12 protein-coding genes and 1 pseudogene are annotated in these 17,734 nt (G+C 71.0%); 9 read left to right on the top strand and 4 right to left on the bottom strand.

Annotated elements, in window-relative coordinates; translation table 11 throughout:
* Positions 1-65: 65 nt before the first annotated feature.
* Together AB0D18_RS31230 and AB0D18_RS31235 are read left to right on the top strand one after the other, a co-directional pair.
* The gene (locus tag AB0D18_RS31230; RefSeq protein ID WP_362426046.1) at positions 66-1,352 is read left to right on the top strand and encodes a histidine kinase; all 1,287 of its coding nucleotides are present in this window, start codon (positions 66-68) and stop codon (positions 1,350-1,352) included.
* Positions 1,337-1,996, top strand: a complete 660-nt coding sequence (locus tag AB0D18_RS31235; protein ID WP_362426049.1) for a response regulator transcription factor — start codon at positions 1,337-1,339, stop codon at positions 1,994-1,996. The genes AB0D18_RS31230 and AB0D18_RS31235 overlap by 16 nt, the downstream gene beginning before the upstream one ends.
* Here AB0D18_RS31235 and AB0D18_RS31240 read toward each other — a convergent pair.
* From AB0D18_RS31240 to AB0D18_RS31255, 4 genes are all read right to left on the bottom strand, one after another.
* On the bottom strand, positions 1,974-2,111 hold the full coding sequence (locus tag AB0D18_RS31240; protein WP_362426051.1) for a hypothetical protein: 138 nt from the start codon (positions 2,109-2,111) through the stop codon (positions 1,974-1,976). The genes AB0D18_RS31235 and AB0D18_RS31240 overlap by 23 nt on opposite strands.
* 175 nt (positions 2,112-2,286) lie before the next feature.
* Positions 2,287-3,243, bottom strand: a complete 957-nt coding sequence (locus tag AB0D18_RS31245; RefSeq protein ID WP_362426054.1) for a PmoA family protein — start codon at positions 3,241-3,243, stop codon at positions 2,287-2,289.
* A complete protein-coding gene (locus tag AB0D18_RS31250) occupies positions 3,240-4,472 on the bottom strand; it encodes a Gfo/Idh/MocA family oxidoreductase (RefSeq protein ID WP_362426057.1) in 1,233 nt (410 codons plus the stop codon). The genes AB0D18_RS31245 and AB0D18_RS31250 overlap by 4 nt, the downstream gene beginning before the upstream one ends.
* Positions 4,469-7,453: a glycoside hydrolase family 2 TIM barrel-domain containing protein gene (locus tag AB0D18_RS31255; protein ID WP_362426060.1), complete on the bottom strand. Its 2,985-nt coding sequence runs from the start codon at positions 7,451-7,453 to the stop codon at positions 4,469-4,471. Before AB0D18_RS31255 ends, AB0D18_RS31250 begins: the two co-directional genes overlap by 4 nt.
* A gap of 262 nt (positions 7,454-7,715) precedes the next feature.
* On the opposite strand from AB0D18_RS31255, the gene AB0D18_RS31260 reads away from it, so the two are divergent.
* The 7 genes and pseudogenes from AB0D18_RS31260 to AB0D18_RS31290 all read left to right on the top strand — a co-directional run bounded on the left by AB0D18_RS31260 (position 7,716) and on the right by AB0D18_RS31290 (position 17,725).
* Positions 7,716-9,017: an extracellular solute-binding protein gene (locus tag AB0D18_RS31260; protein WP_362426063.1), complete on the top strand. Its 1,302-nt coding sequence runs from the start codon at positions 7,716-7,718 to the stop codon at positions 9,015-9,017.
* Positions 9,018-9,242: 225 nt separating this feature from the next.
* Complete coding sequence (locus AB0D18_RS31265) at positions 9,243-10,151, top strand: sugar ABC transporter permease (RefSeq protein WP_362426066.1); 909 nt, start codon at positions 9,243-9,245, stop codon at positions 10,149-10,151.
* Positions 10,148-11,074, top strand: a complete 927-nt coding sequence (locus tag AB0D18_RS31270; RefSeq protein WP_362426069.1) for a carbohydrate ABC transporter permease — start codon at positions 10,148-10,150, stop codon at positions 11,072-11,074. The genes AB0D18_RS31265 and AB0D18_RS31270 overlap by 4 nt, the downstream gene beginning before the upstream one ends.
* Positions 11,071-11,673, top strand: a pseudogene (locus AB0D18_RS31275) (hypothetical protein); the annotation flags it as partial. The gene AB0D18_RS31270 and the pseudogene AB0D18_RS31275, both read left to right, overlap by 4 nt.
* 349 nt (positions 11,674-12,022) lie before the next feature.
* Entirely contained in the window at positions 12,023-14,785 is a 2,763-nt protein-coding gene (locus tag AB0D18_RS31280; protein ID WP_362426072.1) for a Tat pathway signal sequence domain protein, read from the top strand.
* A gap of 763 nt (positions 14,786-15,548) precedes the next feature.
* Positions 15,549-16,571 carry a LacI family DNA-binding transcriptional regulator gene (locus AB0D18_RS31285; RefSeq protein WP_362426075.1) on the top strand — a complete coding sequence of 341 codons (1,023 nt, stop codon included), beginning with the start codon at positions 15,549-15,551 and terminating at the stop codon, positions 16,569-16,571.
* 158 nt (positions 16,572-16,729) lie between these two features.
* Positions 16,730-17,725 carry an SIS domain-containing protein gene (locus AB0D18_RS31290; protein WP_362426078.1) on the top strand — a complete coding sequence of 332 codons (996 nt, stop codon included), beginning with the start codon at positions 16,730-16,732 and terminating at the stop codon, positions 17,723-17,725.
* Positions 17,726-17,734 lie beyond the last annotated feature (9 nt).

Genomic DNA, 17,734 nt, shown 5'->3' on the forward strand with positions numbered 1-17,734 from the left:
GCGGGCTGCGTGCGGTGCACAGTGGGAGCACCGGACGGCAGGCGTCGGCAGGCGGAGGAAGAGCAATGGGACAGCTGGGTTCGTGGGCGGCGAGCGTGTGCACGGGGTTTGTGCGGGCGTGTGCCGTGGTGGGGGTCAGCATGGCGGTGCCGGCCGTGTGGGCCGGCGCCGTGGTGCTGGCGATCCGGTGGGGGGTGGGCAACCCGTGGACGTGGCTGCCGGTGACCCTGCTGGCGGGCGGGGGCGCGCTCCTGCTCTCGCGGCCGGTCTGCCGGATGTTCCGCCACTTGGTGGCGAGGTGGACGGGCACGGCAGTGCCCGCCGGGTACCGGCAGGCCGCACCGGTGGTGCGCCTGTCCACCGGCCACTGGTGGAACGGCTTCTCCTACGAGCGCACCCGCCGGGACGCCCTTCTCGACCAGCGGTGGCGGATCCGTCTCCGCGATCCGGCCAACTGGCGTGACCTGCGCTTCGCGGCGATCGCCCCGTTCATCGCAGGCCTGGTCGCGGCGGTGCCGCCGGCCGGGGCCGCCGTCACGGTCCTCGCTCTCGCCCTGCCCTGGCCCGCCCTGCCCTCGCCCGTCCTGTCGGCGGCCGGAGCGCTCGGCCTGGCTGTGGCCGTGGCCGGTGCCCCGTACGCCTGGCGCATCGCCGAACCGGTGGCCGTACGCTTCCTGCGCCCGTCGCCCGCGATGCTGCTGGCGGATCGGGTGGACGAGCTGACGGCCCAGCGCGCGGACACCACGGTCGTGCAGGCCGCCGAGATCCGCCGGATCGAACGGGACCTGCACGACGGGGCGCAGGCCCGGCTGGTCGGACTCGGGCTCTCCCTGGCGACCGCCGAGAAACTGATGGAAGCCGACCCCGAGCGGGCCAGGGCCCTGATGCGGGAGGCCAGGAAGGCTGCCGCCGGCTCCCTCTCCGAGCTCCGCGAACTCGTCCAGGGAATCAACCCGCCGGTACTCAACGACCGGGGACTCGTCGACGCCGTACGCGCGTTGGCCCTGGACAGCGCGCTGGAAACGGAGGTGAGCGCTCAGGACGTACCGCCGCACCTGGACCCGCCGATCGAGTCCGCCCTCTACTTCGGAATCGCCGAACTGCTGACCAACGCGGTCAAGCACGCCCGCGCGAACCGGGCGCGGATCTCCCTCGCCCGCGAGCACACGGGCCCCGGCGACCTCGTGGTCGACGTCGAGGACGACGGCCGCGGCGGAGCCGACATACGCCCCGGCGGCGGACTCGACGGCCTGCGCCGCCGTCTCGCGGTCTTCGACGGCACCCTGGAGATCACCAGCCCGGCAGGCGGCCCGACCCGCGCGAGGATAGTGGTCCCATGCGAATCGTTGTAGCCGAAGACCTCTACCTCCTGCGCGACGGGATGGTCCGCCTCATCGAGGCGTACGGACACCAGGTGGTGGCGACGGCGGCCACCGGCCCCGAGACGCTCGAAGCGCTGCTGACCTGGCGGCCCGACGTGGCCGTCATCGACGTCCGCATGCCACCGACCCAGTCGGACGAGGGCCTGCGCGCCGCCCTCGCCGCACGCACCGAACTGCCAGGACTGCCGGTCCTGATCCTCTCCCAGTACGTCGAGCAGCTCTACGCCCGCGAACTCCTGGCCGACGGCGCGGGCGGCACCGGCTACTTCCTCAAGGAGAGCGTGTTCGACGCCGACCAGTTCATCGACGCCCTGGAACGCGTCGCCGGCGGCGGAACCGCCATGGACCCCGCCGTCATCGCCAAACTCCTGTCCAGCGGCACCTCGAACCGACGCCTCGGCCAGCTCACCGACCGGCTCACCGAACGCGAACACTCCGTGCTCGGCCTCATGGCCGAAGGCCTGTCCAACCAGGCCATCGCCCGACGCCTCTTCCTCAGCGACAGCGCCATCAGCAAATACACCACCTCGCTGTTCGGCAAACTCGGCATCACCGACGACGACAGCGGCAACCGCCGCGTCCTGGCCGTCCTCACGTACCTGAACAGTCCCTGACGGGGCCGGTGGAACGAGGGCTATCGGTGAGCGTGGTGGTCATCGTCATCGTGCCGCGCAGAGCGGGGTCCGCGGTCTCGAACTCCAGCACCTCCACGACCTGTTCGTCCGGCACGAGCCTCGCGAAGTGACCGTGCTCATGCCGTCCGGCACCCGCCGGCGCGCGAGCGCCGCCGGGTCCAGCAGCGTCCGGTAGACGACCGGGCGCCGGGTGAGCGGCGTTCCACCGGGGTCAGGAGTAGGAGGCGGTCGAGTCTCCCGCGAGGTACAGGGTGGGTTGGTGGGGCACGTCAAGGGGCTTCTGGGCAGGGCGAGTTGGACATCCCGGCAAGGGGAAGGGTGAGGGCCAGTGCCTTCGCCACGTACGCGGCCACCGCGTCGCGGTCGGGGCGTCCGTCCGCGACCACGGTCACCACCCGCCGTGCCACCGTCTCCCCGGCGGCCACCTGCAGGCGTTCCGACCAGGCCAGGGACGAGCCGACTCCCGGATACTCCGACGTCCGTACGAACCACGGGTCGTGCCGCGTCGCCTCCGTGGCCCCGGCGAAGGCGAGCGTCCAGCGGCCAGAGCCAGAGCCAGAGCCAGAGTCGAGCCCGCCCCCGCCGGTACCGTCTCCGCCCGTGATCGCCACCCAGTCCGCGCGGGCTCCGTGTGCGGACTCCTCGCCGCGGCCCGCCGCCGTGAACGCCTCGGGTGGCTTCGCCTCCTTCGGGGCCCGCCAGAAGAAGCCGCCGTATCCGGCACCGGGGCGCCCGTTGGTCGCCGGGCTGCCGAACGAAACCGTACGGCCGGTGGTGTGGGTGTTCGTGAGGGCGAAGGAGAAGTCCAACGCCCAGGCTTGGGCGTCGAGTTCGATGACTGCGACGCTACGGCGCTCGCGCAGCAGCTCCGGCGCCTCGGGCCCGCTTCCCGTACACCAGCTCAAGTCCTCGGTGAAGGCGTCCGGTTCACGTTGCAGCCAGCCCCGGTGCTCCTGCACCCCGTGGTTGTCGAGGTAACGCGGACCCTGGCCGGCTACGTACGTGCTGCCACCCCAGAAGCTGATCCCGTCCACGTCGGGCACGGCGACGCCCACCCCCAGGTGGTGCGGGTGGTCCTCGGGCAGTTCCTCCGTCACCCGGACACCGGCGAGCGTGCAGACCGGGTGGAGGTACGGGCGCGGCGAGAGCCCCGCCGCGACGCTCGGCCGGTGGAGGTAGCGGGCGAGTGCGTGCCCCGAACTGCGCAGGATGAGCGAGGAGTTCACGAGGTGCCCGCTTCGGTAGGCCGGGCCCACGGGGCGCCCAGTTCGGAGTACAGGGAGAGAGTGTCGGCGCTCGCCGCGACCAGGGCCTCCACTCCGTCGACGATCCGGCGCGGAGCCGCCTCGCCGGGGCCGGTCCGCCACACGGACGGGGGGAGGGCGACGGGGTCGGGCGCCGTCCGGATCGCCTCGACGACCCGCATGAACGCACCCGTGCTCTCCGGCGGCACGAGCAGCGGCTCGCCGTGGGACAAGTGGCCCGCCAGGTTTTCGAGTAGGTCGGTCCGGCCGTACGAGATCTCGTACGAGGTGTCCCCGCCGGCGTCCGCCGAGGTGTCCCCGTAGGTGTCCGCCGAGGGGTCCGCGTCGCGCTCCACCCGCACCCGGTCCTCCGTGTACCAGAAGGTGATCCGGCCGAGGCTGCCGTGCACGACGACGTACGGTGCGCAGGGCTCCCCGGCGCAGAGCGTGGCGGCCACCGTGACGGGGACGCCGCGTGCCGTGGACACTCGTACGCAGGACGTGTCGTCGGACTCGATGTCGTGCGCCCGGAAGAGTTCCGTCTCGATGGCGGTGACGTCCTGAGCGAGCGAACTCCCCGCCAGCGCAAGGGAGGTGGCCACCGCGTGGGCGAGCGGATTGGTCAGCGCGCCGTCCACCACGTCCACTCCGTCGAGCCTGCGGCGGCCCGACCACGGGGCCCGGGTGAAGTACGCGCTGTCCCGTGCCCAGGCTCCCGCCGCGCCGACGCCCCACAGCTCGCCGATCGCCCCGTCGGCGACCAGCTTCCGTACGGCGGGTAGCGCGTGCGAGCCCAGCGACTGGAAGCCGATCTGGCAGACCGTGCCCGCCGCCCGCACTCCGTCGGCCATCCGCGCGAACTCCGCGTACGACGGGGCCGGCGGCTTTTCGAGAAGTACGTGGACCCCGCGCGCGGCAGCGGTCAGGGCCAGGTCGGTATGGGTGTGGAGCGGCGTGCAGAGGACGGCGACGCTTGCACCCGTGGTGTCGAGGAGCTGGCCGAAGTCCGCTGACTGGGCTGGGGGTTGGGCGGGATCGCAGAGCCCTTCCAGCTCCGTTTCGGCCAGTGGCTTCAGCTCGCAGATCCCGGCCAGGCGCACCAGACCGAGCGCTTCTAGGCGGTGGATGTTCTCCAGGTGCCGGCGGCCGTGGCCACGGGCCCCGGCGAGTACGACCGGCAGGGGTGGCACCGAGCGGGGTGTGCTGTTCACGAGCCCTCCACGGGAAGGAAGGTGAAGGTGAACCCGGCCGGTTCGGTGTGGAGTTGGTGGGCGGGGAGCACGCCGGGGCCGCAGGACTGCGAGCCGATGCCCTGCCGGCGGTGGTCCAGGTTGACCCAGATGTGGTCGGGGGAGGGGCGGAGGTCGGTGAGGTGGGCGGCGGCGTCCAGCTGTTCCGTCGTCCAGCGGCGGGCGGTGAAGGCGAAGTGCGGGTCGCCCTCCATCCGCAACCCGACGCCGTCGCCCGTGAGTTGGGCCCAGCGGAGATCCTCCCGTGCGCCGTTCTCCTGCGGGCGTACGTACGGAGTCTGCAGCTCGTCGACCGATGCCCGCCACCTTCCCACCGTCGACGCGGCCCGGGTGTCCGGGTACGCCTCGCCGGGTCCGCCGCCGAACCACTGCGCGGATCCGTACGACGCGGGCAACGCGAAACGGATGCCGAGTCGGGGGAGGGGCACCGTCCAGTTCCCCTCGGGGGTGACCGACACGGTGAGCGAGAGGCGGGTTCCGTCGGAGGTCCAGCGGTAGGCGGTACGCAGGCCCAGGTCGCGGCCGGCGGGGGCGACCCGGCTCCGTACCGTCAGTGCGGACTCCGTCAACTCGACTGCATCCACGCGGTGTTGCATCCGGTGCAGACCGAGCTCGCGCCAGAGCTGACCGTAGCGGGTGTCGGGCTGCCAGGCGGCGCCGTTGTCGTTGTCGGTCGGGGCCCGCCATACGTCCAGGCACAGACCGGTGACCTCGGTGGGGCCGACGGTGCGCAGTGCGCCGGTGAGCGCGTCGAAGGAGGCGGGGCCCAGGGTGATCAGCCCGCTGTCGCGGCGCGGACGGCTCCCGGTGGCGACCGGTGCGGGGCGGGCGGGGCGGTCGGCGAACTGGCCCCAGGCGACCGGGTGTTGGCGGGGCGCCCAGGCGGTGTCCTGGGCGAGGAGGGCCCGTACCGTCCACTGGGTTTCCGTCTCAGGGCCGGACGCGGTGGGCGTGGACGGCAACTTGACCTCCGCCGACTCGCCCGGCAGCAGCCGCGGAACCGTCAGGGGGCCGGTGCCGGCCGTCTCACCCTCCACCTGGTACGACCACTCGAAGGCGAGGTGGGAGAGATCGGCGAAGTCGTACAGGTTGGTGATCCGGACGGTGTGGGGTGCCTCTGCGGTGTTCGACGGGCCGTAGCCCTCGATGCGTACCGGCTCGATCACCTTCTTGTACTCGATGAGCCCGGGGGAAGGCGTGCGGTCCGGGAAGAGGAGTCCGTCGCAGACGAAGTTGCCGTCGTGCAGTTCCTCGCCGAAGTCGCCGCCGTACGCGTGCCCGAGCGTGGGGTGCTCGATGCCGTGGTCGATCCACTCCCAGACGAAACCGCCCTGGAGCCGGTCGTGGGCTTCGAAGAGGCGCTGGTACTCGCTGAGCCCGCCGGGGCCGTTACCCATGGCGTGTGCGTACTCGCAGAGAATGAGGGGGAATTGGCGCCGGCGGGCCGGGCCGCCGTCCAGGCCGCGGCCGATCTGCTCGACCTCGGCGTGCGGCGGGTACATCAAGCTGTACATGTCGGTGTCGCGACAGCTCCGGTCGCCCTCGTAGTGCAGCAGCCGGGAGGAGTCGCGGGAGCGGATCCACTGCGCCATGGCGGTCAGGCCGCGTCCCGTGCCCGCCTCGTTGCCGAGCGACCAGATGATGATCGAGGGGTGGTTCTTGTCGCGTTCGACCATGCGGGCGGCGCGGTCAAGGAGGGCGGGCGTCCAGCGGTCGTCGTCGGTGGGGTTGTCGCGCCAGGCCTGCTCCTGGAAGCCATGGGTCTCGACGTCGCACTCGTCGATCACCCAGAGGCCCAACTCGTCGCAGAGGGAGAGGAATTCGGGGTGCGGAGGGTAGTGCGAGGTGCGGACGGCATTGATGTTGTGCTGCTTCATCAGCTCGATGTCGCGGCGCATGGTCGCCGGGTCCACGGTGCGGCCGGTACGCGGATGGAACTCGTGCCGGTTGACGCCGCGGAAGAGCAGCGGGCGGCCGTTGACCCTGATCAGACCTCCTTCCAGGGCGACGGTCCTGAACCCCGCGCGCAGCGGCACGCGCTCGCCCACGACCGCCAGCTCGACGTCGTACAGGCGGGGTGTCTCGGCCGTCCACGGTGCGACGGGCACGGTCGCGCTCTCACCGGTCGCCAGGTCGAGCCCCAGCTCGGGGACGGTCACCCGGCCCGGTACGTCCGAGTCGACGCGCAGGGTGCCGGTCCCGGTGGTGTGGTCGTACGAGGCGTGGACGAAGAAGTCGCCCGCGCACCCGGCGGGGCGGTGCAGGAGGGTGACCGCGCGGAAGATGCCGGGCAGCCACCACTGGTCCTGGTCCTCCAGGTACGAGCCCGCCGACCACTGGTGGACCCGTACCGCCAGGACGTTGCCCGCGGGCTTGAGGAGCCGGCCGACCGCGAACTCGTGGGGGAGGCGGCTGCCCTTGAAGTCGCCCAGCTCCTCGCCGTTGAGCCAGACGCGGGCGCAGGACTCGACGCCTTCGAAGCGCAGGACGGCCTCAGTGCGGGCTCCGGTGCCGTCGTTGAGCTGCCAGTCGTCCGGCAGGTCGAACGTGCGCAGGTGGTCGCCGGTCGGGTTCGCGGTCGGTAGGTGCGGCGGGTCGACCGGGAAGGGGTACGTGACGTTGGTGTAGGCCGGGGCGCCGAACGCGCCGTCGCCCTGGAGGACCCAGTGGCCGGGCACCTCGATGCGGTCCCAGTCGGTCGTGTCCGTACCGGTCGTGTCCGTGCCGGTCGTGTCCGATCCGGTCGTGTCCGTGCCGGTCGTGTCGTGGCCGGGTGCGGCGAAGGAATCGTCGTGTGCGTCGGCAGTCTCTGACAGCCGAAAGCGCCAACTCCCGTTCAGTGAAAGGCGGGTGGCGTCGGACGTGGCGTACCAGGCGCGCGGAGGGAGCGCGCCGGTCCCCGGGCCGGGGTCTTCGACGTACGAGAGGGGCAGCGTGGACATCGGGCTCCTAGGTCGCATGGGTCGGTGAACAGCCTCTGTTCCGGCAGAGACTTCGGCAAGGGGGTTGGGTACAGTCCGTTCGAAGTGTGGCCCAGTGTCCGGGATTTCGAACAGAGTGTGCTAAGGGTTTGGCGCGCCAGGTGCGATCGAATCGTTTCAAACGAACGACGTGTAAACCGTTGACGGGTCAGAAGTGCACTCGTACATTTCCTCGGCAAGCGCTTCCCTAAAACGATTCAATCATGTGGCGAGGGGTTCAACCATGGGCACGCACAGGCAAGTTGAGCGGCGGACCATCCTGAAGGCGGCCGGTGTCACGCTGGGATCCCTGGGCCTCGGCAGCACGGCCGTCGGCTGCGGTGGTGGAACCGGCGGCTCGGGGAGCGGTGGCGGGCCGGTCACCATCCGGTACGCCTGGTGGGGTGCCGACGACCGGGCGAAGAAGATCAACCAGTCGATCGCGCTCTTCGAGAAGAAGCACCCGAAGATCAAGGTCAAGACGGACTTCCAGCCATACCAGGACTTCTGGAAGAAGTTCAACACTCAGGCGGCGGGCGGCAATCCGCCGGACGTCATCCAGAACGCCGTCACCTTCCTGCGCAAGTACGCCGCCCGCAACGTGCTCCTTGACCTCGGCCCCCAGGTCAAGGCGGGCAACCTCCGTACCGAAGGATTCCGCTCCGGCCTTGAGAAGTTCGCCGAGATCGACGGCAAGCTGCTCGGCCTGCCGGTCGGCTCCAACTCGATGGGCTACATCGTCGACGAGAAGCTCTACGAGAAGGCGGGCGTCACCCCCGAACACGGCTGGACCTGGGCGGACTGGGCGGCCGGCCTGGAGAAGATCAAGGCGAGGACGGGAGTGGCGGGCGACGCGGGCCCCTCCGGGATCATGTACTACTACGACCTGATTCTCCGTCAGAAGGGCAAGGCCTTCTTCACCGAGAAGGGCCTCGGCTTCCAGGAGAGCGACCTCGTCGCCGAGTGGACCGAGGCGATGAAGCGCACCCGCTCCGGGCTGTACGCGGCACCCAAGCGCGTCGAGCAGCTCAAGCCCAAGTCGGCGACGGCGGCCGGGATTTCGGCCGGGGAGTTCACCTGGGACAACTTCGCGGTGCGGTACTCGGCGGAGGGTAGGAGCGCGTACGCCATCGCGCCGATACCGACTGTCGACGGCAAGCGCACCGGGCAGTACCTCGGCTCGCTCATGCTCAGCGGCACGCGGCGCACCAAGCACCCCAAGGAGGTCGCCACCTTCATCGACTTCATGGTCCACGACCCGGAGGTCGGCCGGATCATGGGATACGACCGGGGAGTCCTCGCGACGAAGGCACAGTTCGAGGCGTTCCGGCCGACGGACAGGGTGAGCAAGCAGATCGCCGCGTACGAGACGAAGATCGCGGGGTCGGGTGTGCTGGAGCCGATTACTCCGCATCCGGCGGGGGCGGATGTCGTCGAGTCGACCTTCATGCGGTTGGCCACGGAGATGAGCCTGGGGAAGGCTTCGCCGGGGGAGGCGGCGAGTAAATTTTTTGCGGAGGCGGGGGTGGCGTTGGGGAGTGCGTGAGGGTCCGAGCCCTCGTGGGCGGTGGGCGTCGTGGGGGTGCGGGCGGGCCGGTGGGTCGTCGTGCGGGTGCGTTGTGGCTGGTCGCGCAGTTCCCCGCGCCCCTAAATGACTGCCCCTTAGCCTCCTAGCCTTCCTGGGCAGCGGAGCACGCCCTCGCCCCGCGCCTGCGGCGGGCCATGTCCCGGGCCGCGCCGTCCCCCTGTTCCCCCGCCCGAAAGGCCCCCCATGACGCACGCCCTGGAGACCCGGCGGCGCGAGAATCTTGCCGGTTATCTCTTCATGTCGCCCTGGCTCGCCGGATTCCTCCTGTTGACCGCCGGTCCCATGGCAGCCTCCCTCTACTTCGCCTTCACCGACTACAACCTCTTCGACAGCCCCCAGTGGATCGGCCTGAAGAATTTCCAGGACATGTTCGCCGATCCCCGCTGGCAGCAGTCCGTCGCGGTCACCGCCAAGTACGTCGTCATCGGCACCCCGCTGAAGCTCGCCGCCGCGCTCGGCGTCGCGCTGCTTCTCGCGCAGAGCCGGCGCGGGCAGGCCTTCTACCGGGCGGCGTTCTACGCCCCTTCGCTGATCGGTGCGAGCGTGTCCATCGCGATCGTGTGGCGGGCCCTGTTCTCGGACGACGCGGTCGTCGACCGTACCCAACAGCTCTTCGGGCTGAACGTCGGCGGCTGGGTCGGCGACCCCGACTGGATCCTGTATTCCCTGGTCGCCCTCACCGTCTGGCAGTTCGGCGCCCCCATGGTCATCTTCCTCGCCGGCCTCAAACAAGTACCGCGCGAGCTGTACGAGGCCGCGGCCGTCGACGGCGCGGGACCGTTGCGCCGGTTCTGGAACATCACCCTGCCGATGATCTCCCCCGTCCTCTTCTTCAACGTGCTCCTTGAGACCATCCACTCCTTCCAGATCTTCGGCTCCGCCTACATCCTCGGCGGCCAGGGCAACCCCTGCGGCCCGGCCGACGCCACGCTCGTCTACACCTGCTACCTCTACCAACAGGGCTTCGAGAACAGCCGGATGGGCTTCGCCTCCGCCATGGCCTGGATGCTGCTGATCGCGGTCGGCCTGGTGACGGCGGTGCTGTTCTGGTCGCAGAAGCGCTGGGTGCACTACGAGGAGAACGCCCGATGACCCAGACGACCCCGACGATCCCGACGGCCCCGGTGGTCCCGACGACCGCAGCCCCACCCGTACGAGTACGGGGCGGCGCCCGTGCCCCGCGCAAACGTGGCGGCTCCCTCCTCTGGCACCTCGGTGCGCTCGCCGTGCTCGCCGTCGTCCTCTATCCGGTGGTGTGGGTGATCGGCGGCTCGCTCAAACCCGGCGACGAGATCATCGGCAGCCTCCAGCTCTTCCCGACCGACCCGATCGTCGACAACTACACCCGTCTGGCGAAGGGGATCGCCGACATCCCCGTGTCGACGTTCTTCGTCAACTCCACCGTCCTGGCGGTCGGTTCGGTCGTCGGCGTCCTCGTCTCCTGCTCGCTCGCCGCGTACGCCTTCACCAGGATCCGCTTCGCGGGCCGCAATCTGCTCTTCGGTCTGATGATCGGCACGCTGCTGCTGCCGTTCCACGTGCTGATGATTCCGCAGTACGTGCTCTTCCAGAAGTTCGAACTCATCAACACCATGGTGCCGTTGCTGCTCGGCAAGTACCTGGCCGTGGACGCCTTCTTCGTCTTCCTCATGGTGCAGTTCATGCGCGGTCTGCCGAAGGAACTGGACGAGGCGGCCCGCCTCGACGGCTGCGGACACCTGCGCATCTACTGGTCGATCGTGCTGCCGCTGTGCCGGCCCGCCCTCATCACGAGTGCGATCTTCACCTTCATCAATGCGTGGAACGACTTCATGGGGCCGCTCCTCTACCTCAACGAGCCGGAGAAATACACCGTTTCGCTCGGCCTGAAGATGTTCGTCGACCAGGACGCGGTCGCCGACTACGGCGGCATGATCGCGATGTCGCTGGTGGCACTGCTGCCGGTACTGGCGTTCTTCCTCGCCTTCCAGCGGCATCTGATCGACGGGATGGCGACATCGGGGCTGAAGGGATGAGCGGGGCACGGGCCGGGCGAGTGGGCCGGCGTTCGCTCTTTCCGGGATTCGGCGCCCGGTTCGCCGTCTTCGCGGAGTGCCTGCTGACCGGCGTGTGGGTGGCGCTGGCCGCCCTGCCGGTCGTCACGATCCCCGCCGCCCTGGCGGCAGGAGGCCGCCACCTGCGGCGGCACCTGGCCCAAGAGGCGGGTGGGATACGGGAGTTCGTGGCGGACTTCAGTGTCGCTGCGGTACGCGGCGGATGGGCGGTCGGCGTGGCCGGGGTCGTCGCGGTGTGGCTGCTGTGGCTCGACCTGTCGGCGGCACGGGCGGGCCTGCCGGGGGGCGGCGTGGTGGCGGCGGTGGGTGCGCTCGCCTTCCTGACCGCGATGGTGGCCGGGCTGCGGGCGGCGGTTCGCTGGGCGCCGGGAGCGTCCTGGTGGGCCTTGCTGCGCGCGGCGGCCCGCCGCACGGTACGGGACCCGGCGGGGTCGCTGCTGCTGGTCACGGGCTTCGCGGTGGTGGCGGCATCGGCCCGCCTGGGCGGGGCGTTGGCGGTACCGGTGCTGGGGGCGGTGCTGGCGGGGGCGGTGGCGGTGGAGGGGAGGTGGGAGGGGCGAACGGGGTGCCGCGTGGCGGGGGACATTGTGCGGGTGCGTCTCGGCTGGGCAGGGGGCTTCGTGCGGGTGCTTCGTGGCTGGGCGGTGGGCTTCGTGCGGGTGCGTCGTGGCTTGTCGCGCAGTTCCCCGCGCCCCTAAAAGACTGCCCCTCACCCCCGCGCCCCTAAAAGCCTCCCCGAGCCCTCTTGGGCAGCGGGGCCGCCCCCCGGGGGCAGTGGGGTCTCCCCTGCTCGAGCGGAGCCGAGAGCTTGGGGAAGGGTGGGCAAGGGGGCGGCCCGCACGCGGACCGCGCCCCCCCCACGACCGCAGGACTCCGACACCCCTCAACCCACCCCCTGAAAGGATCCCCATGTCCGACCTCCCCCGCAGAACCCTCCTCAAGGCCACCGCCGCGACCAGCGCCGCCACCCTCCTCAGCTCCGGCACGGCAGGCACGGCCGGCACCGCAACTGCCGCCGGTGCCGACACCAAAGCCGGGGCCGGCCCCGTCACCCTCCAGTGGCTGGACCCCACCACCCCCGGCACCACCCCCGGCACCACCCTCGGCGTTCCTTGGCCCAAAGGTGCCCACCCCAAGATCCAGACCTTCGCCCTCATCACCGCCGATGGCAAACCCGTCCCCGTCCAGAGCTGGCCGCTCGCCCAGTGGCCCGACGGCTCGTTGAAGTGGTCCGCGCACGCCGTCGCCCCCGCCCCGGCCGGCGAAACGTACACCCTCAGCCCGGTCGCCCCGAACGAGACCCCGGCCGCGCCCACCCACCGGATCACCGTCACCAAGAATCACGGCACCATCGACATATCGACCGGCGTCATCACCGCCCGCCTCGGCACCAACGGCTCCGCCCTCGTCAAGTCCGTGACCCGCGACCGTACCGAGATCGCCCGCGACGGCCGTCTCGTACTGCTTCGGCAGGGGGAGATCGAGGACGGGGACCAGAGCACCACCAGCACAGCCACCGAACGCTTCGAGAGCGTCCTCACCAAGACCGAGGTCGAGCAGAGCGGGCCCGTCCGCGCCGTCGTCCGCATCGACGGCAAACACCGCCGGGGCAGGCGGAGTTGGATGCCCTTCTCCGTCCGGCTCTACTTCTACGCGGGCGGCGAATCCTTCCGCATGGTGCACACGGTCACGTACGACGGAACGCAGGAACCCGGCAAGGCCAGTGGTGACTTCGTGCGCGGGCTCGGCGTCCGTTTCACCGTCCCGATGCGTGACGCCTCGTACGACCGGCACGTCCGGCTCGGCGGCGACGGTACGGGGCTGCTGCGCGAAGCCGTGAAGGGGGTGACAGGGCTGCGGCGCGATCCCGGGATCGCCGTGCAGAACGCCCAGTTCGAGGGGCAGAAGACCGCCGACCCCGCCACCTGGGACCAGCGCGTCACCTCCCGCCTGCATTTGATCCCCGAGTGGGGCGACTACACCCTCAGCCAGCTCTCCGCCGACGGCTTCACCCTCCGCAAGCGGACGAAGAGGGGGCACGGCTGGATCGCGGCAGGGGGCGGACGGCGGGCCTCCGGGTACGGGTACGTGGGCGGGCCTTCCGGAGGGCTGTCCTTCGGGCTGCGTGACTTCTGGGAGAAGCATCCGGCCGGGATCGACGTCCGGGGCGCCCACACCGACGCCGCCGAGGTCACCCTGTGGCTCTGGTCGCCCGAGGCCCCGCCCATGGACCTGCGGTTCTACCACGACGGCCTCGGCCAGGACACCTACGCCGAGCAGCTCGAAGGCCTCAACATCACGTACGAGGACTACGAGAGCGGCTTCGGCACCCCGTTCGGCATCGCCCGCACCAGCGAACTCCACTTTTGGGCACACGGGTCCACCCCGGCCCCCGCCACCCACGCCCGCGAGATCGAGACGGTTCGTAATCCGCCCCAACTCGTCGCACCGCCCGCCCAGTTGATCGCCGCCAAGGTCTTCGGCGGGCTCTTCGCCGCCCCCGACCGGTCCACCCCCGCCAAGGCGAAGATCGAGGACCACCTCGACTTCCTCTTCACGTACTACCGCGACCAGGTCGACATGCGCCGGTGGTACGGGTTCTGGGACTACGGGGACGTCATGCACAGCTACGACCCGGTCCGTCACCAGTGGCGGTACGACGTCGGCGGCTACGCCTGGGACAACTCCGAACTCTCCCCCGACCTCTGGCTCTGGTACGCCTATCTCCGTTCCGGCCGCGCCGACATCTTCCGCTTCGCCGAGGCCATGACCCGCCACACCGGCGAGGTCGACGTCTACCACCTGGGGAAATGGGCGGGCCTCGGTACCCGGCACGGCATCCAGCACTACGCCGACAGCGCCAAGCAGCAGCGCATCGCCAACACCACGTACCGCCGCATCTACTACTTCCTCACCGCCGACGAACGCACCGGCGACCTCATGCACGCCAACGTCGACTCCGACGAGACCTTCCTCGCCCTCGACCCCATCCGCAAGATCCGCACCGAGCTGTACACCCCGGACCGGCACGCCCTGTCCATCGGCTTCGGCACGGACTGGAGCGGGCTGGTGTCCGCCTGGCTCACCGAGTGGGAGCGCGGCGGGCCCAAGGCGGCAAAGGCGAAGGCGCGCGTCCTGTCCACGATGGAGACGATCGCCGCCCAGCCCAACGGCTTCGTCCAGGGGACGGGTCTCTACGACCTCGACACCGGACGCTTCGCCGTCGAGAAGGAGGCCAAGGTGGGGGTCTCCCACCTCTCGGCGGTCTTCGGCCTGAACGAGCTGTGCGCCGAGCTCATCGACCTCGTCGACATGCCCGAATTCAAGGAGGCGTACCTCGACTACTGCCGCTTCTTCAACGCGACCAAAGCCGAGCAACGCGCCCGCTACGGAAAGGACTTCGGCTCGCTCCTCCTCTTCCAGGGCCACTCACGGCTCGACGCGTACGCCGCCGTGCAGAGCGGCGACGCGAAGCTGGCGGAGCGGGCGTGGGAGAAGTTCTACAACAGCGACGGCTACAAGGAGTCCGCCCCCTGGAAGACGGAGAAGGTCACCGGACCCGTCACCCTCGTCCCGGGCAGCGAGGCGAACTGGGTCTACACCAACGACACCGCCCTCTACGGCCTCGCCGCGATCGAGAACCTGGCACTGGTCGGCGACCGGATGCCGTGAGCCGGATGCGGGATGCCGTCCGGCGGGCACGGGATGCCGTCCGGCGGGTACGAGTGAGCGCGGCGACCCGTTCGACGGGTACGGGTGAGCGCGGCGACCCGTCCGGCGGGTACGGCCGGGTGCGGCAACTCGTCCGGCGGGTACGGCCGAGTGCGGCGCGCCGTCCGGCGGGTACGGCCGAGTGCGACAACTCGTCCGCCGCGCGCGGCCGGCTACGCCAAACCGCCCGCCGCGTGCGGCTGGTACCGCCCGCCGTCCGCTGCGTGCCTCCGAGTACGGCAAACCGTCCGTCGCGTGCGGCAAACCGCCCGTCGTGTGCGGCCGGGTACGGCAAACCGTTCGCCGCGCGTGGCTGGCACCGCCCACTCGTCCGCCGCGCGTGGCTGGCACCGCCCACTCGTCCGTCGCGCGTGGCCGAGTGCACCGAGCCGTCCGCCGCCTGCGGCCGGAACCGCCAAGCCGCGTGCCGCCGAGTACGCAAAGCCGCCCGCCCCGTGCCGCCGAGTACGGCAAGCTGCCCGCCCCGTGCAGTCCCGCACGCCAAGCCGCCCGCCCCGTGCAGTCCCGCACGCCAAGCCGCCCGCCCCGTGCAGCCCCGCACGCCAAGCCGCCCGCCCCCTGCAGCCCCGCACGCCAAGCCGCCCGCGGCGTACTGCTTTCCCGCCCCCACCAGTACGATTCCGGTGACCGTGCACCCGCCACTCCTTGCCGGGGTGGCCGGGCGCGGTCGCCGGCACCACACCGCCCCAGGAGTTCGGACCCGATGGCACATACGGTAGGCATCAAGGACGTGGCCCGCGTCGCCGGAGTCTCCGTCGGCACGGTGTCCAACGTCATCAACCGCCCCTCCTCCGTCGCCGAAGCCACCCGCGGCCGCGTCCAGGCCGCGATCGACCGGCTCGGTTACGTACGCAGTGAATCCGCCCGTCAGCTCCGGGCCGGCAGCAGCCGCATGATTTCTCTTCTCGTCCTCGACATGGGGAACCCCTTCTTCGTCGACGTCGCACGCGGTGCCGAACGCACCGCCCGCGAGGCCGGTCTCGGCGTCATGCTCTGCAACAGCGGCCAGGACCCCGCCGAGGAAGCCACCTACCTCTCCCTCTTCGCCGAACAGCGCGTACGCGGCGTCCTCCTCACCCCCGCCGACGCGACCGGCCGCAACATCGACGCGTTCCGGAGGCACTCCATCCCCTTCGTCCTCGTTGACCGCGTCGCCGAGGGCACGGCGGAGTGCTCGGTCTCGGTGGACGACGTCACCGGCGGCACCCTCGCCGTACGCCACCTGCTCGCCACCGGTCACCGTGACATCGCGTTCGTCGGCGGACCCGCCAGGCTCCGCCAGGTCCAGGACCGCCGCGAGGGCGCCCATGCCGCACTCGCGGCGGCCGGACTGCCGCCCGGGGCGCTGCGTGAAATCCCCACCGACCGGCTCGACGTCGCGGCCGGCCGCGACGCGGGCGCCCGCCTGCTCGGGCTCGCGGACCGTCCTACCGCCGTCTTCTGCGCCAACGACCTGCTCGCCCTCGGCCTGCTCCAGGCGATGTACGCGGCGGGCGTAGGCATCCCGGAAGAGCTGGCGATCGTCGGCTACGACGACATCGAGTTCGCGGCGGCAGCCGCCGTACCACTGACGTCGGTACGCCAGCCCGCCGTCCAACTGGGCACCATGGCCGCCGAGTTGCTCCTCGACGAACTCTCCGACACCGCCGGTACCGACCACGAACACCGCCGCGTGGTACTCCGCCCGGAACTGGTCGTACGCCGCTCCACCCTCAGCGCCCGCTGAAACCGCCCGTGAATCATTTCACGGGGGCGTTCGGCTGCAACTGCCCATCGGGGCAACGAAATCCGTAGATACCCAAAGCCTTGACACTGGAATCCGCAACTTCGGAGAATCAGCGGACGGTTGATGCCTCACCGCCACCCGTACCGAAGGAGCCCGCCATGACCGCCCTGCTGCGCATGATCCACGCCCAGGCCGACGCCCTCGACCACGTCGCAGGCCAGGACGTGTCGGCCGCCGCCGAACGCCTCCGCGCCGCCCGCCGCGTCATCGTCGTCGGTACGGGAACCAGCCAGCACGCCGCCGAACTCGGCGTACTCCTCCTCGAACAGGCCGGCCTCGACGCCCGCTGGTACTCCGGCGCGCACGCCGCCCGCTGGGCCGCCGCACCCCGCGAGGGCGACGTCCTCCTCGTCATCACGCACACCGCCGAGACCGCCTACGCCGTACGTGCCAGGGCCGCCGCCCTCGCCCTGGGAGTTCCAGTGGTGTCCCTCACAGGCCGGGGCAAGGGCTGGCCGGAGGCGGTGGAGACCGTGACCGGCGAGGAGTCCGAGACGTACACCGTCAGCTACACCTCGGCGCTGGGCGTGCTCGCCCGGCTGGCCCACCACCTGGGCGGCCCCGAAGGCTCGCCGGAGCAGCTGCGGCAGACCGCCGAAGCGGTACGGGCCGTGTGCGCGGCGCCGGGGCTCGAAGCGGTTCCGGTGCCCGCCCGCAGTCTCGCCCTGATCGGCTGCGGTCCCTGGGGCGTCACCGCCCGCGAGGGTGCCCTGAAGATCCGCGAGGCGGCCCGGATTCTCGCCGAGGGCTTTGAGTCCGACCGCTTCCTGCACGGTGCGGCCGTTCCCCTCACGGCGGCCGACGGCCTTCTCGTCCTCGAACCCTCCGCCGACGTGGACGGCCTGACCGCCGCCCTCGGCGAGGCCGCGGGCAGGGAATCGATTCCGGTCACCACCCTCGCCGCCGGACCCGGCGCCGCCACCCTTCCCCCGGTTCTGGCCCAGATCCCGCTGACAGTACGGCTCCAGCTCCTGGCCGAACGCTTCGCGGCCCTGCGCCACCAGGACCCGGACGTCGCGATCGTCGGCGCCTGGGCCGAGTCCGCCCTGTGGGCCACGGGCCTGCCGGACGAGGCGGGGCGCGCGGCAGCATGAGGCCCCCTC

Origin of the sequence: Streptomyces sp. NPDC048442, from assembly GCF_040651475.1 — a bacterium.
Lineage (GTDB): Bacteria > Actinomycetota > Actinomycetes > Streptomycetales > Streptomycetaceae > Streptomyces.

What these genes read in the sequence shown, in the direction of transcription:
- AB0D18_RS31270 (WP_362426069.1), top strand. Translation starts at nt 10,148, where the DNA reads ATGACCCAGACGACCCCGACGATCCCGACGGCCCCGGTGGTCCCGACG.
- AB0D18_RS31280 (WP_362426072.1), top strand. Translation starts at nt 12,023, where the DNA reads ATGTCCGACCTCCCCCGCAGAACCCTCCTCAAGGCCACCGCCGCGACC.
- AB0D18_RS31255 (WP_362426060.1), bottom strand. Translation starts at nt 7,453, where the DNA reads ATGTCCACGCTGCCCCTCTCGTACGTCGAAGACCCCGGCCCGGGGACC.
- AB0D18_RS31265 (WP_362426066.1), top strand. Translation starts at nt 9,243, where the DNA reads ATGACGCACGCCCTGGAGACCCGGCGGCGCGAGAATCTTGCCGGTTAT.
- AB0D18_RS31235 (WP_362426049.1), top strand. Translation starts at nt 1,337, where the DNA reads ATGCGAATCGTTGTAGCCGAAGACCTCTACCTCCTGCGCGACGGGATG.
- AB0D18_RS31290 (WP_362426078.1), top strand. Translation starts at nt 16,730, where the DNA reads ATGACCGCCCTGCTGCGCATGATCCACGCCCAGGCCGACGCCCTCGAC.
- AB0D18_RS31230 (WP_362426046.1), top strand. Translation starts at nt 66, where the DNA reads ATGGGACAGCTGGGTTCGTGGGCGGCGAGCGTGTGCACGGGGTTTGTG.
- AB0D18_RS31260 (WP_362426063.1), top strand. Translation starts at nt 7,716, where the DNA reads ATGGGCACGCACAGGCAAGTTGAGCGGCGGACCATCCTGAAGGCGGCC.
- AB0D18_RS31285 (WP_362426075.1), top strand. Translation starts at nt 15,549, where the DNA reads ATGGCACATACGGTAGGCATCAAGGACGTGGCCCGCGTCGCCGGAGTC.